This is a genomic window from Hydrogenophaga crassostreae (genome assembly GCF_001761385.1).
Taxonomy (GTDB): Bacteria; Pseudomonadota; Gammaproteobacteria; order Burkholderiales; family Burkholderiaceae_C; genus Hydrogenophaga; species Hydrogenophaga crassostreae.
Window position 1 is genome coordinate 961,740 of the sequence record NZ_CP017476.1, and the last position, 12,507, is coordinate 974,246.

Below are 12,507 nucleotides of genomic sequence, written 5' to 3' on the forward strand. Positions count from 1 at the left end.
CAGGAGTTTTTATGTCTTGTCCCGTTTGCGAAGCTGAAGTCAAAACACACGCCTATGAGTGTGAAGTTGCGCCCTACAAGGGCAAGGTGCTGCAGGTGCACCGGTGCACCGGTTGCGACTTTGTGCAGTTGCCCGAGAATATCGGCGGATTTTCGAAAGTGGTTTCCAATGCCACCCTGGAAGGATCGCTGCGCAGCTTGCGCAATGGCAACGACGAACGCCCGGGGCGGGAGTTCTACATGGCTGGCATGGGCATCGACATGCTGGGGCTCGATGCCCCTTCGGTCACCTTTTTCGGCTCGGGCCTCAACGCCGACCACCGCTGGGTGAAGTCAAAGTACCCCAACGCCACCACCAAACTGGTGGATCTGGAAAACATGCAGGGTCTGGAGAGCTTCGAGACCATCGCCGAGGCCACGCCATCGGACGTGATTGTGGCTTCCGAGGTGATCGAGCACTTTGAGGAGCCGCTGGAACACTTCAAATCGCTGATCCGCCTCATCAAGCCCAACGGTATTTTGATTTGCAGCACCAATGTCTACGATGGCACCGACATTCGCCGCCATCAGTACCCGTTCGTGCCAGGTCATGTGGCTTATTGGTCACCTCTGGCGCTCATCAAGGTGGCAACCGATCTGGGTTGTTTTGTCGATTTCCGTACCCCCGAAGTCGGCATGCACCGCGGCGGGCCTCGGAAAAAGTATGTGATCTTCTACCGCAACATCGAGCTGCTGTTTCGCATCAGCCACTATTTCGGTACCCACCGCCTGGCGCCTTCGGAAAAAGAATGAGGCGTGGCAGCGCCACGGCCCGACCCGGGGCAGCAGGGTCGGGTGTCGTTGCCGTGCAAGCGGCAGGCGTGTCTCAACGGATGTGAATTCACGTGCGCCAGAAGGGCGCTGTGGCGTTCAGGCGCTTAAGAAGGCCTGGCCGGGGCCACTTTTTGACGAACCATTCAGCCGACCGTAGGTCGGCTGTTTTGCCTGGTCGGGCAGGAGACTGCGCAAGGCGCGCTGGTTTTGAGCACCCGCACGCAGCACCGTTTGGCGCAACTGACCCAGGCGGTGGGCGGCCTGGACCATGTCCGTGCGCAAACCGCTGCCGGGCCGGCCAAATTCCGCTGTCCTGGGGGCCTGCTGCAAGACCGCCTGTATCTGACCGCTGCGGGCCTCGACGGCCACGGCATCACCGCTGAGCAAAGCGGCCTCCAGCCCGTCGAGCTGCAGCCGCAGACTCGCGATCCAGGGGTGAACAGGGGTGCGCTCAGCCATGCGGTGTCGCCTGGTTTGGTTGATCAGGCCGACTTGCCGCCGCCGAGCATCTCAGCCGCATTGGACAGCATCTTGTCTGCAATCGCCTCGGCATTGACCTGGAAGGTGCCATTGGCAATGGACTGCTTCATGGACTCGACCTTTTCGGCGTTGAACACGTCGCTGGAATTGCCTTGGCCCGACAGCGCCTGGGTGGTGGACGCAGACAGACTCACGGTCACGCCCGCGCTGGCCTGTGGCTTGGCTGCTGCGCCGGCCGCTGCCGCGCCTGCTGCGCCTTCGGCGGCTTTGTCGGCTGCCTTGTGGGGGCCGCCAGCAACCGATCCGATATAGGAATCCGGTGATGAATCGACTTTCATTTCACTCTCCAAACCCCAAAATGGGGCGTTGTGAAAAGACTATCGGCACCCCTTTCGGGGAACTTGAGCATTTTTTTGGCCAGTAGATCACGAAAGTTCTAGTCATTGGCGAAAAACCCTGTGTCATAGCTTGACCTCCACCACCTGGCCCTTGCGGACCATGCCCGTGATGGTTCGGCCGCCATCGAGTTTGACCCGAACCGGCTGACCCACCACACCATCTTCCATGGCCTGCCCGCTGGCCACCACGTGAAACCCCGAGCCGATGCTCTTGACCCGAACCAGGGCCCCCCGCGAGAAAGCTGGCAGGGGGCGAACCATGTTGGCCCGCAGCGTGTGGCCAGGCTGCAAGGCGAAAACCGCTTCCTGCCCAATCCAGCTCTCAGGCGTGGCCAGCACGCTTGAAGCCTGCTCCGCCCAGTCCATTTCGGCCAGATCGGCGTCGTCTTGAGTCAACACCGTGCCACTGGGCACGGCGCGGCGCAACACCCATGCCGGTCCCCATGCCTTGACGGTCACCGGCACATAAACCTTCCAGTGCACACGGCCTTCAAGGCAGCGCAGACCGACACGGCTGCGGCCCCACAGGCGGGTGCCGGGTGGCAAAAAGGGTTCAATGCGCTGGCATGGCGCCAGACGCAGGCGTGAATCGAGTGCGCCCATGATGACCTCCGGGCGCAGCAGATTGTCGGGGTTGTCTGCCATGGTGCTTTCCAGCGCTGGCGTGAGCCAGTCGCGGGCCATCTGGGCGAGCAAAGCGCGGTCGTTGGCCGTCACAGCCTGGGCCGCGGCGTACTGCGCGCTGGCCGGAGCTGCCGCGAACAACACCAGAGACAAACCCCAGGCGCATCCCAGCGCCCAGGCAGCCGGGCGGGGCAAACCTGAGGGCGCGAGGCGAATGCGGGTGAGGGTTTGTTGGACGTTCATATGGTTGCAGCAGGGAGGGCGGTTTCTCGACCCCGAAGGGGGAAGGCAAAGCACAGACCCGTTTCTGCTTGAAGACGACTGTAGAGCGAGCCCGTTCCGGTAAAGGCAGGAATTGACTGAAAAACCAGCGCTTGTTTCCGTTCTTGCTCGCCCTCAAGTTTTTCGATACTTGTTTTCCAACCCAGACAAATCCCTGTTTGGTGTTGCCGATTCACCCAAGTCTGGAGCCCGCCATGCTGGAACAACTGACCGCCAAACTGGATTTTCAGTCCAACGCGTTGTTGCTGCGTTCGCAGCGCCAGCAGGTGCTGGCCAGCAACATCGCCAACGCCGACACCCCGGGTTACATCGCCCGCGACTTTGACTTCGCTTCTGCGCTCAAAGACGCCTCAGGCATGAACAGCGCCGGCCCCAAGCAAACCGATACCCGCCACATGAGCCTGGGCAGCCGCGATCCGCGCAACCCGGCCATGGCCTACGCGGTGCAGACACAACCCAGTGAAGACGGCAACTCTGTCGACCTTGACCGGGAGCGGGCGAACTTCATGGACAACGCCATTCGTTATGAATCCACGCTGCGGTTCATCAACTCGAATGTGAAGACCATGCTCAGCGCGATCACGGGGCAGTAGATATGGCAACCCCCCGCATCGCCTTCGGCGCTACCCCCCAAGGTGGGCGACACCAGTGGCCCGGCAAAGCCGGTTCCACGGTGTCCCTGGATTTCGGCTTTTGTAGCGCTCTACCGCTGCTTCCTTGAAAGGACTTTTGTATGTCCATGTTTTCAATTTTTGGGGTGTCTGGCAGTGCGATCAGTTCGCAGGCGCAGCGGCTCAATGTGGTGGCTTCCAATCTGGCCAACGCCGATGCGGTGGCCGGGCCCGATGGCCAGAGTTACAAGGCGCGCCAGGTGGTGTTCCAGACGGTGCCCATGGGCGGGCAGGGTGACGCGGGGGTGAAGGTTCAGGACATCACCGAGAGCGAAGCGCCCGGCCGCCGGGTGCACGACCCCTATCACCCCAGTGCCGATGCCGAGGGCTATGTGACCCATTCCAACGTAAACCCGGTGGAAGAGATGGTCAACATGATGTCGGCCTCGCGCTCCTACCAGAACAACGTCGAGGTCATGAACACGGCCAAGTCCCTTTTGCTCAAGACCCTCCAGATGGGTCAATAAGAAAGCCTTGAACCATGCTCACCCCCGCCATTGACCTCAGCAACCTCGGTACGACCGTGGGCAGCACCACGTCGACCAACAGCAACAACGCCACCGACCCCCAGGCGTCACAAGACCGATTCCTCAAATTGCTGGTCGCGCAGATCAACAACCAGGATCCGCTCAACCCCATGGACAACGCCCAGATGACCACCCAGATGGCGCAGATCAACACGGTCAGCGGCATCCAGGAGCTCAATGCCACGCTCAAGGGCATGGCCGATCAGATGAGTGCGACACAGACGCTGCAAGGCGCATCCCTGATCGGGCGCGAGGCCCTGATCGATGGCAAGGAACTGAGTTTCGAGGGCAATGTGGGCAAGGGTGCGCTGTCCCTGCCTTCTTCCGCCAGCAAGGTTTATGTGGACATCATCGGCGTCAATGGCGCCGTTCTGGACACGGTGGACATGGGCGCCCGCAGCGCCGGTCAGCACGGCTTCGAATGGAACACCGGGGCCATCAACCCCGCCAGCATCGGCAGCTTTGCGGTTCGTGCAAGCCAGGGCGCCGAAGTCATCTCCGCCACACCGCTGTCGCGGGTGAGGGTGGCCTCGGTGGGCATGAGCAATGGCGCCATGAATCTTCAACTGGCCAATGGCCGGACGGTTCCCTACGACCAGGCGCGCGCTTTCATGTAAAGCCACCAGCCTGTACCCAACCCTTTCATTTTTTCCCACCAAAGGACAACACCATGGCATTCCAGCAAGGTCTCTCGGGTCTGAACAGCTCGGCTCGCAATCTGGACGTGATCGGTCACAACATCGCCAACGCCAACACCGTCGGCATGAAATCGTCGCGTGCGGAATTTGGTGAGCTTTATGCGAGTTCGATCAACTCCGCCGGTGGTATCAACGCCGGCATCGGCGTGACCGTGTCCACCGTGTCGCAGCTCTTTACCCAGGGCAACATCACGGTCACCGGCAACGACCTTGACGTGGCCATCAACGGCAACGGTTTCTTCGAAACCACCATGCCCGACGGTGCGATGACGTATTCCCGCGCGGGCATGTTCAAGCTCGATCGAGACGGCAACCTCATCACCAACCAGGGCGGTCAGCTCATGGGCTACCCCACCGACAACGACGGGGTCCGCCTGGGATTCGAGTCGGTGCCTCTGACCCTGCCGACCGGTGGTGCCGTGCCCGCCAAACAGTCCACCGCGATCAGTGCCGAGTTCAACCTCGATGCCTCAGCGCCGGTCTTCAATGCCGTGGTGCCCAATACGCCATTCGGTACCTACGCCACCTCGCTCAACGCCTTTGATGCGCAGGGCCTGGAGGTGCCGGTCGGCTTCGTGTTCCAGAAAACGGCGAACAACACCTGGGATGTCTACACCAGTGTCAACGGGGCTGATCCAGCGCTGTCTGTGCCGTTCCAGATCACCTTCACCGCCGATGGCAAGCTCGATCCCGCCACGGTGATTCCACCGCTGCAACTGCAGTCGCCCAACGACCCTGCAGAGGTCTTTGATGTGGCCATCGACTTCAATGAATCCACCCAGTTTGGCGCCGATTTTGGCGTCACCAACCTCTCGCAAGACGGCTACCGCCCTGGCGAACTGACCAGCCTGGGCATCAGCGATGCCGGTGTGATCACGGCGCGGTACTCCAACGGGCAGTCACAAGCGGCCGGACAGATCGCCCTGGTGAACTTCCGCAACGTGCAGGGCCTGTCGCCCAGCAGTGGTGGCAACTGGACACAAACCTATGCGTCCGGTGAGCCCGTGCGTGGCGCGCCTGGTGAAGGCAAGCTGGGTTACCTGCGCTCCGGTGCGCTGGAAGATTCCAACGTCGACCTGACGGGTGAACTGGTGAACATGATGACCGCCCAGCGCGCCTACCAGGCCAACGCGCAGACCATCAAAACGCAAGACCAGATCCTGAGCACGCTGCTGAACATGAGGTAACCATGAAACACCCCCAAGCCGCTTCGCGTCACCCCTTCAAGGGGTCTGCACTGGCCACCCGGCAAAGCCGGTTCGGCGGTGTCCTGCGCACCTGGACGCGTCGCGGCGGCGGTGGATGCATTCAACCCACGCATTTTTGCGCTAACCGTGATGGAGGCCCCGTATGGACCGCATGATCTACACCGCCATGAGCGGCGCGAACGCCGCCTCGCAGCGGCAGCAGATTCTGGCCAACAACCTGGCCAATGCCTCCACGCCCGGGTTTCGTGCCGAGCTTGCCACGTTCCGTGCTGTGCCCGTGCGCGGCGATGGCACCACTTCACGGGTGTTTGCTTTGGAGGCCACTGCCGGTCACCTCGATGCCCCTGGCCCGGTCAATCCCACCGGTCGCAGCCTCGATGTGGCGGCCAAGGGCAATGCCTATTTCACCGTGCAAGGCCTTGATGGCACAGAAGCCCACACCCGGGCCGGTGCTTTTGAAGTGAACGCCAATGGCACCCTGGTTTCGGCCCAGGGCCTGACGGTGCTCAGCAGCACGGATGCCCCCATCGTGGTGCCCAACAACGCCCATCTGGATTTTGGCGACGACGGTTCCATCTCCGCCCGCGTGGGCGATGCGCCGCCGCAAAACCTGGGCCGTCTCAAGATGGTCACGCCCGATGGCAACAACCCGCTCAAACGCAGCGATGACGGGCTGTTTCGGCCAGTCAATCAGGAGCCCATGCTTGCAGATGCCCAGGCGCGGGTGCAAGGCGGTGCACTGGAAGGCAGCAACGTGAATCCCATCGAGGCCATGGTGGGAATGATCGCTGTCTCGCGACAGTTCGAACTGCAAATGAAGATGTTGCAAAACAACGAAACCAACGACCGAACCGCCAGCCAGTTGCTGAACATGAACGGCTAACCGCACCCACTCCAGGAGCACACCATGATCAATTCCCTGTGGATTTCCAAGACCGGCATGCAGGCCCAGCAAACCCAGCTGGACGTGATTTCCAACAACATGGCCAACGTGTCGACCAATGGCTTCAAGCGCGCCAACGCCGTGTTCGAAGACCTGATGTACCAGAACCTGCGCCAGGTGGGCGCGGCCGACACCGAACAGAACAACCTGCCGACGGGCTTGCAGGTGGGCCTGGGTGTGCGCACCGTGGCCACCGCGCGCAACTTCACCCAGGGCAGCTTGCAGCAATCGGGCAACCAGCTTGATCTCGCCATCAACGGCAGCGGCTTCATCCAGGTGGCGATGCCCGATGGCACCACTGGCTACACCCGCGATGGCAGCTTGCAGGTCGATGGCCAGGGCCAGCTGGTGACCTCCAGTGGCCTGACGGTGGCCGGGGGCATCACCATTCCGGCCGAAGCGCAAAGCATCACTGTGGGCAAAGATGGTGTGATCACCGTGAAGCTTCCCGGCAATGCCACTCCGCAACAGGTGGGCAACATCGAGCTGGCGAGCTTCGTGAATCCGGCCGGCCTGGAGCCGCTGGGCGGCAACATGTACGCCGAGACCGTGGCCTCGGGCAACCCCATCAATGGCGCGCCAGGCTCGGCGGGCATGGGTCAGTTGATGCAGGGCTACGTGGAAACCTCCAACGTCAACGTGGTGCAGGAACTGGTCACCATGATCCAGACCCAGCGCGCCTACGAGATGAACTCCAAGGCGATCCAGACCTCTGACCAGATGCTCCAGCGTCTGGCCCAGTTGTGATCGTCCTTCGCTACCGAAAGCACGCCATGTCATTCTGCCAAGCCCTTGCGCCTCTCTCGTTCACATTCAAACGCGGGATCGTGCTGGCCGGCGCTGTGTTGCTGGCTGCTTGCCAGACGGCGCCGGTGTCGGTCGAGCCCGAGCGCCCGATCAAATACATCCAGACCCAGCCGCGCCCGGCGACCCAGGGCAGCCTGTTCCAGTCGGCCAGCTACCGCCCCGGTTTCGAAGACCCCCGCGCACGCATGCCGGGAGATTCGCTCACGATCCAGATCACGGAAAAAGTCAGCGCCAACCAGTCGTCTTCCGCCACCATCGATCGCACCGGCAGTGCGGGCGGCAGCGTCAGCGCTGTTCCATTCATGAAGCCTGCCGATCTGGCCAAAGTGAACAACCTCACAATGGGCGCCGATTCCAGCAACAGCTTCAATGGCTCGGGTGACAACGCCAACACCAACGACTTCTCGGGTGTCATCACCGTCACCGTTCAAGACGTGTTGCCCAACGGGCATTTGCTGGTCGCCGGTGAAAAACAGATCGGTGTGAACAGCAATGTCGACGTGCTGCGCTTCTCTGGAACGGTGGATCCGCGCCACATCCAGCCGGGCAATGTGGTCGCATCGACCATGGTGGCCAATGCGCGAATTGAATCCAAGGGCAGAGGTGCGGTGCAAGAAGCGCTCTCAATAGGCTGGTTGGGACGGGTCTTTTTGAACGTTTTCCCGTTCTGACCCACCCGTAGCATGGGTGTCATGAGGTTCAGAACCTTCCAACGCACCAAGCCAGCAACACCATGAACGTCCGAGTCCAACGCACCCTTTTTGTTCAGCGCGAAACCTGGAGCACTCGCCTGACCCGCTGGACGGGCTGGATGTTCCTGTTGGGCGCGGTCGTGGCCTGGATGGGCTGGCCGCTTGAAGCCCATGCGCTGCGCATCAAGGAAGTCGCGGCCGTGCAAGGCGTTCGCACCAACCAGCTCACCGGGTTTGGCCTGGTGGTGGGCCTGGACGGCACGGGTGACCAGACCTCCAACATGGCCTACACCACGCAGGGCATGAGCAATTACCTGCAGCAACTCGGCATGACATTGCCCGCCGACGCCAAGCTGCAAATGAAAAACGTGGCGGCGGTGCTGGTGACGGCCCAGTTGCCCGCTTTCGCCCAGCCAGGCCAGCTGATCGACGTGACGGTGTCTTCCATGGGCAACGCCAAGTCGTTGCGCGGCGGCACGCTCATCACCACCCCGCTCAAAGGCGTCGACGGTGAAATCTATGCGCTCGCGCAAGGCAACATGCTGGTGGGTGGAGCAGGGGCCGGAGGCGGCGGCAGCAAGGTGCAGATCAACCACCTGAGCGCCGGGCGCATTCCTTCTGGCGCGCAGGTCGAGCGCACCGTTCCCACTGGCTTCGCCCTGGGTGAGACCATCGATCTGGGCCTGAATTCGGCCGATTTCCTGACAGCCCGCCGTGTTGCCGATGCCATCAACGCCAAACTCGGCGCGGGCACGGCCAGCGCCCTCGATGGCCGCGTGGTTCGCCTGAACGCACCCGCCGACGCCAACGCCCGCGTGGGTTTCCTGGCCACTATCGAAGAGATTCAAATGGAAGCCACCGTGCCGGCTGCGCGCGTGATCGTGAACACCCGCACGGGCTCCATCGTGATGAACCAGGCTGTCACGCTCGGCCCTTGTGCCGTGGCCCATGGCAATCTGTCGGTCAGCATCAGCTCCACGCCGGTGGTCAGCCAGCCCAACCCTTTGTCCGGCGGCCAGACTGTGGTCGCAGAAAAGGCCGACATCAAGATCACGCAAGAGCCCGGCAAGGTGATTCAGATGGACGCTTCGCCTCAGCTCTCGGACCTGGTGCGCATGCTCAACGGACTGGGCGCCACGCCGCAGGATCTGCTGGCCATTCTTCAGGCGATCAAGGCCGCTGGTGCCTTGAACGCCGAGCTGGAGGTGATATGAAGTTCCACCCCCGCCGCGCTTCGCGCGACCCCCTCAAGGGGGCAACGCTGGCCGACCGGCAGAGCCGGACCGGCGGCGTTCTCGGCTTGGGCATTTCGCTCCGAATGGCGTCTCCTGTGTTGTTCACTTCGCATGCTGCTCGGGCAGGCGGGGGGCACCTCACCGGGATGTTGCGTGTCGAGGCGGTGACGAACCGCCGTGCCGATGGTTTTTCCGGGAGGGTTTTGTCGTGAACTCGGTGTCACTTGGTGCTCAGCAGGCCCTGTCGGCCGATCCATCTTCGCTCAATTCGCTGAAATTTCAGGCGGGTAAATCGGGCGATGATGGCAAGGCTGCGCTCAAGCAGGCAGCCAAGCAGTTTGAGGCTCTGTTCATGCGCGAACTGATCAAGAGCATGCGCGAGGCCACGATGAAGTCGGGCATGCTGGAAGGCGAGGGCACCAACCTCGGCAGCGACTTGCTCGATCAACAGTTTGCGGTGCAGATGTCGGGCTTGCCCGGCGGCTTGTCGGGGGCGATCGAGCGCCAGCTCAGCCAGCGCATCACAGGGGCCAACGCCACCGGTGACAGCACCCCTTCAGACAATTTCAAATCGGAGGCGGTCAGTGCGCCACCGGTACCGGGTGGCAGCACGGTGTCGCGCGGCAAAGGCGGCTCTCGCCAGACCGAGTTCGTGAACCAGCACAGCCAGGCGGCGGCTGCGGTGTCGCGCGATTCAGGCATCCCGGCCAGCTTCATGATTGGCCAGGCGGGCCATGAAACCGGCTGGGGCAAAAGCGAGATTCGCCATGCCGACGGTTCGCCTTCTTTCAACCTGTTTGGCATCAAGGCCACTGGCGGCTGGAAGGGTGATATCGCAGAAATCACCACCACCGAATACAGCAACGGCCGGCCCCACAAAACAGTGGCGAAGTTCCGCGCCTACGATTCTTACGAGGATGCTTTCCGCGACTACGCCAGGCTGATCGGCAACAGCTCCCGTTACGACAAGGTCATGGACAACCTCGACAACGCCCACAACTTTGCCAGCGGTTTGCAAAAGGCCGGCTACGCCACCGACCCACAGTACGCGGCCAAACTCACCCGCGCGATCAATGTCGCTCAGAGCACGCAACGAGGCAACCTATGACCGATCGTTCAGTGAACCGCACCGAAAAACGCAATGACCCCGGGTTCAGGGCGGTGGCTCCGCTTTGCCCGTTGGTGGTGGAAGTGAGCTGACATGTCCGCCGCACTCAACATTGGCGCACGCGCGCTTACCACCAATCTGGCGGCGCTGCAGGTCATTGGCCACAACATCGCCAATGCCAACACGGCGGGGTATTCGCGCCAGACGGTGCAAACCCAGTCGTCGGGGTACCAGATGCTGGGTGGCATGTATTTTGGCAAGGGCGTTGAGCTCGCCAACGTCACCCGCGCCCACAGCGATTACCTCACCCGCGAAGCCCGCCTGGCGGGCTCCGCAGCTGCGGCCGATGGCGAGCGTTATGCGCGTCTGCAGCAACTGGAGTCGCTGTTTCCCACGGGTACCGATGGTCTGGGCGCGGCGGTCAACAGCATGCTCAACGTGTGGAACGATGTGGCGTCTTCGCCCTCCGATCTTTCGGCCCGGGTGGTGGCGCTGGCGCGCGGTGACGACCTGGCCTCCCGCATGCGCAGCACAGCGGGTCAGCTCGACATCCTGACCACCAGCGCCAACCAGGAAGCCAGTGGCACGGTGAGCACCATCAACCGCCTGGCCAGCGATGTGGCCAAGATCAACCAGAAAATCATCGAATCACAAGGCGACAATGGCCAGCCCAACGACCTGCTTGACCAGCGCGATCAGTTGTTGAGCGAGCTGGGCAAGCTGGTTCAGGTGACCACGGTCAGCGCCGACGACGGCAGCACCAGTGTGTTTGTTGGTGGCAGCCAGCCGCTGGTTCTGGGCAGCTCGGCCAACAAGCTGATGCTGGTGAACAACCCGGACAATCCGAGCCAGAAGCAGGTCAATTTGATACAGGGCGGGGTGAGCCAGGCGCTGCCCACGACCAACCTCGGTGGTTCGCTCGGCGGGCTGTTGACCTACGTCAACACCGACCTGCCGCAGATGCAAAACCTGCTGGGCCGCATGGCGCTGGCCTTGCAGACCGAAATGAACACCCAGCACCGTCTGGGCATGGATTTGCAGGGCAACGTCGGGGGAGATTTTTTCGTGCCCAGCGCGAACGCCCAGGCTGTGCCGGGTGCGGCCAATACCGGCAACGCCCAGATTCACACCCAGGTGAGCGACCCCACGGCGCTCAAAGCGTCGGACTACCAACTGGTTTTTGACGGTGCCGGCGTGAATGTGACCCGCATGTCTGATGGTGTGACCACGGCATTTGCCAGCTTGCCTGCCGAGCTCGACGGTTTGAGTTTTGAACTGGACTCGGGCGCAGGCGCGGTGGGCGACAGCTATTTTGTCCGGCCTTTTGCCAGCGCGGCACGCGACATGCAGGTGGCCATCGGCTCTCCCACTCAGCTGGCGGTGGCCAGCCCGGTGATGGTGACGCCAGGCAGCACCAACGCCGAAGGCCTGAGCATCGAGAGCCTTTATGCATTCGAGGCTTCGGCCAACCTGAACGATCCGGTGTCGATCAGTTTTCTGGCCGACGGTACCTTCACCATCAGCGGCCTGGGCCCGGGCAACCCGCCGCCCGACAACCCGGGCCTCCCGGGAAGCTACAACTACACACCCGGCAAGCCGCTGCAATTCAACGGCTGGAGCCTGACGCTTCGGGGTTCTCCCACTGCCGGCGACAGTTTCGATATCACGCCGGCGCCCGCAGGCTCCAATCCGCAAAACGGGGGCAACGCCAAAGCGGTCCTGGCGCTGCGCGACCTGGCCACCTTTGACGGCGTGTCGTTGAGCGAAGGTTACGGCGTCTTGTTGTCTCACCTGGGAACAGAGGTGCAAAGCGCGCAGTTTGCTGCCCGCTACACCGAGCAGTTGGCCGGCAGCACCGAAAGCGCCCGCGCAGGCCTCTCGGGCGTCAACCTCGATGAAGAAGCAGCCCGGCTGTTGCAGTTTCAGCAGGCCTACCAGGCTTCGGCCAAATTCCTGCAAGTCGCTCAGGGCACTTTCGACACCCTGCTGCAAACCGTTGGTCGCTGAAGCACGCTTCGCCGA

The 12,507-nt window shown here is 62.2% G+C and carries 15 protein-coding genes; 12 read left to right on the forward strand and 3 right to left on the reverse strand.

From position 1 onward, the window contains the following. Window positions 1-11 precede the first annotated feature (11 nt). The gene (locus LPB072_RS04600; protein WP_066092207.1) at window positions 12-791 is read left to right on the forward strand and encodes a class I SAM-dependent methyltransferase; all 780 of its coding nucleotides are present in this window, start codon (window positions 12-14) and stop codon (window positions 789-791) included. Window positions 792-908: 117 nt separating this feature from the next. Here LPB072_RS04600 and LPB072_RS04605 read toward each other — a convergent pair whose 3' ends face one another. From LPB072_RS04605 to flgA, 3 genes are all read right to left on the reverse strand, one after another. Beyond that, entirely contained in the window at window positions 909-1,271 is a 363-nt protein-coding gene (locus LPB072_RS04605; protein WP_066092212.1) for a hypothetical protein, read from the reverse strand. Window positions 1,272-1,294: 23 nt separating this feature from the next. Next, entirely contained in the window at window positions 1,295-1,630 is a 336-nt protein-coding gene (gene flgM, locus LPB072_RS04610; protein ID WP_066092215.1) for a flagellar biosynthesis anti-sigma factor FlgM, read from the reverse strand. A 123-nt stretch (window positions 1,631-1,753) separates the two neighbouring features. Continuing rightward, window positions 1,754-2,557, reverse strand: a complete 804-nt coding sequence (gene flgA, locus LPB072_RS04615; protein WP_066092218.1) for a flagellar basal body P-ring formation chaperone FlgA — start codon at window positions 2,555-2,557, stop codon at window positions 1,754-1,756. Window positions 2,558-2,790: 233 nt separating this feature from the next. Between flgA and flgB the strand changes: the two genes are divergently transcribed. From flgB to flgK, 11 genes are all read left to right on the forward strand, one after another. Next, window positions 2,791-3,189, forward strand: coding sequence for a flagellar basal body rod protein FlgB (flgB, locus tag LPB072_RS04620; protein WP_066092649.1), 399 nt, complete (start codon window positions 2,791-2,793; stop codon window positions 3,187-3,189). Between the two features lie 140 nt (window positions 3,190-3,329). Continuing rightward, a complete protein-coding gene (gene flgC, locus LPB072_RS04625; protein WP_066092220.1) occupies window positions 3,330-3,734 on the forward strand; it encodes a flagellar basal body rod protein FlgC in 405 nt (134 codons plus the stop codon). A gap of 14 nt (window positions 3,735-3,748) precedes the next feature. Further along, window positions 3,749-4,411 carry a flagellar hook assembly protein FlgD gene (locus tag LPB072_RS04630; protein WP_066092223.1) on the forward strand — a complete coding sequence of 221 codons (663 nt, stop codon included), beginning with the start codon at window positions 3,749-3,751 and terminating at the stop codon, window positions 4,409-4,411. Window positions 4,412-4,464: 53 nt separating this feature from the next. Beyond that, window positions 4,465-5,679 carry a flagellar hook protein FlgE gene (gene flgE / locus LPB072_RS04635; protein WP_066092225.1) on the forward strand — a complete coding sequence of 405 codons (1,215 nt, stop codon included), beginning with the start codon at window positions 4,465-4,467 and terminating at the stop codon, window positions 5,677-5,679. 163 nt (window positions 5,680-5,842) lie between these two features. After that, window positions 5,843-6,583, forward strand: a complete 741-nt coding sequence (gene flgF / locus LPB072_RS04640; protein WP_066092229.1) for a flagellar basal-body rod protein FlgF — start codon at window positions 5,843-5,845, stop codon at window positions 6,581-6,583. 24 nt (window positions 6,584-6,607) lie between these two features. After that, the gene (gene flgG, locus LPB072_RS04645) at window positions 6,608-7,390 is read left to right on the forward strand and encodes a flagellar basal-body rod protein FlgG (protein ID WP_066092233.1); all 783 of its coding nucleotides are present in this window, start codon (window positions 6,608-6,610) and stop codon (window positions 7,388-7,390) included. A 26-nt stretch (window positions 7,391-7,416) separates the two neighbouring features. Beyond that, a complete protein-coding gene (locus LPB072_RS04650; RefSeq protein WP_066092238.1) occupies window positions 7,417-8,121 on the forward strand; it encodes a flagellar basal body L-ring protein FlgH in 705 nt (234 codons plus the stop codon). A gap of 140 nt (window positions 8,122-8,261) precedes the next feature. After that, complete coding sequence (locus tag LPB072_RS04655; protein ID WP_082877017.1) at window positions 8,262-9,356, forward strand: flagellar basal body P-ring protein FlgI; 1,095 nt, start codon at window positions 8,262-8,264, stop codon at window positions 9,354-9,356. Further along, complete coding sequence (locus tag LPB072_RS04660) at window positions 9,353-9,589, forward strand: hypothetical protein (protein WP_066092242.1); 237 nt, start codon at window positions 9,353-9,355, stop codon at window positions 9,587-9,589. Before LPB072_RS04655 ends, LPB072_RS04660 begins: the two co-directional genes overlap by 4 nt. Continuing rightward, complete coding sequence (flgJ, locus tag LPB072_RS04665) at window positions 9,586-10,485, forward strand: flagellar assembly peptidoglycan hydrolase FlgJ (protein WP_066092245.1); 900 nt, start codon at window positions 9,586-9,588, stop codon at window positions 10,483-10,485. Before LPB072_RS04660 ends, flgJ begins: the two co-directional genes overlap by 4 nt. A 93-nt stretch (window positions 10,486-10,578) precedes the next feature. Then, window positions 10,579-12,492, forward strand: coding sequence for a flagellar hook-associated protein FlgK (flgK, locus tag LPB072_RS04670; RefSeq protein ID WP_066092248.1), 1,914 nt, complete (start codon window positions 10,579-10,581; stop codon window positions 12,490-12,492). The last annotated feature ends 15 nt before the right edge of the window (window positions 12,493-12,507 follow it).

Coding starts and splice junctions, on each gene's coding strand:
- LPB072_RS04600 (WP_066092207.1), top strand. CDS start 12: ATGTCTTGTCCCGTTTGCGAAGCTGAAGTCAAAACACACGCCTATGAG.
- LPB072_RS04605 (WP_066092212.1), bottom strand. CDS start 1,271: ATGGCTGAGCGCACCCCTGTTCACCCCTGGATCGCGAGTCTGCGGCTG.
- flgM (WP_066092215.1), bottom strand. CDS start 1,630: ATGAAAGTCGATTCATCACCGGATTCCTATATCGGATCGGTTGCTGGC.
- flgA (WP_066092218.1), bottom strand. CDS start 2,557: ATGAACGTCCAACAAACCCTCACCCGCATTCGCCTCGCGCCCTCAGGT.
- flgB (WP_066092649.1), top strand. CDS start 2,791: ATGCTGGAACAACTGACCGCCAAACTGGATTTTCAGTCCAACGCGTTG.
- flgC (WP_066092220.1), top strand. CDS start 3,330: ATGTCCATGTTTTCAATTTTTGGGGTGTCTGGCAGTGCGATCAGTTCG.
- LPB072_RS04630 (WP_066092223.1), top strand. CDS start 3,749: ATGCTCACCCCCGCCATTGACCTCAGCAACCTCGGTACGACCGTGGGC.
- flgE (WP_066092225.1), top strand. CDS start 4,465: ATGGCATTCCAGCAAGGTCTCTCGGGTCTGAACAGCTCGGCTCGCAAT.
- flgF (WP_066092229.1), top strand. CDS start 5,843: ATGGACCGCATGATCTACACCGCCATGAGCGGCGCGAACGCCGCCTCG.
- flgG (WP_066092233.1), top strand. CDS start 6,608: ATGATCAATTCCCTGTGGATTTCCAAGACCGGCATGCAGGCCCAGCAA.
- LPB072_RS04650 (WP_066092238.1), top strand. CDS start 7,417: ATGTCATTCTGCCAAGCCCTTGCGCCTCTCTCGTTCACATTCAAACGC.
- LPB072_RS04655 (WP_082877017.1), top strand. CDS start 8,262: ATGTTCCTGTTGGGCGCGGTCGTGGCCTGGATGGGCTGGCCGCTTGAA.
- LPB072_RS04660 (WP_066092242.1), top strand. CDS start 9,353: ATGAAGTTCCACCCCCGCCGCGCTTCGCGCGACCCCCTCAAGGGGGCA.
- flgK (WP_066092248.1), top strand. CDS start 10,579: ATGTCCGCCGCACTCAACATTGGCGCACGCGCGCTTACCACCAATCTG.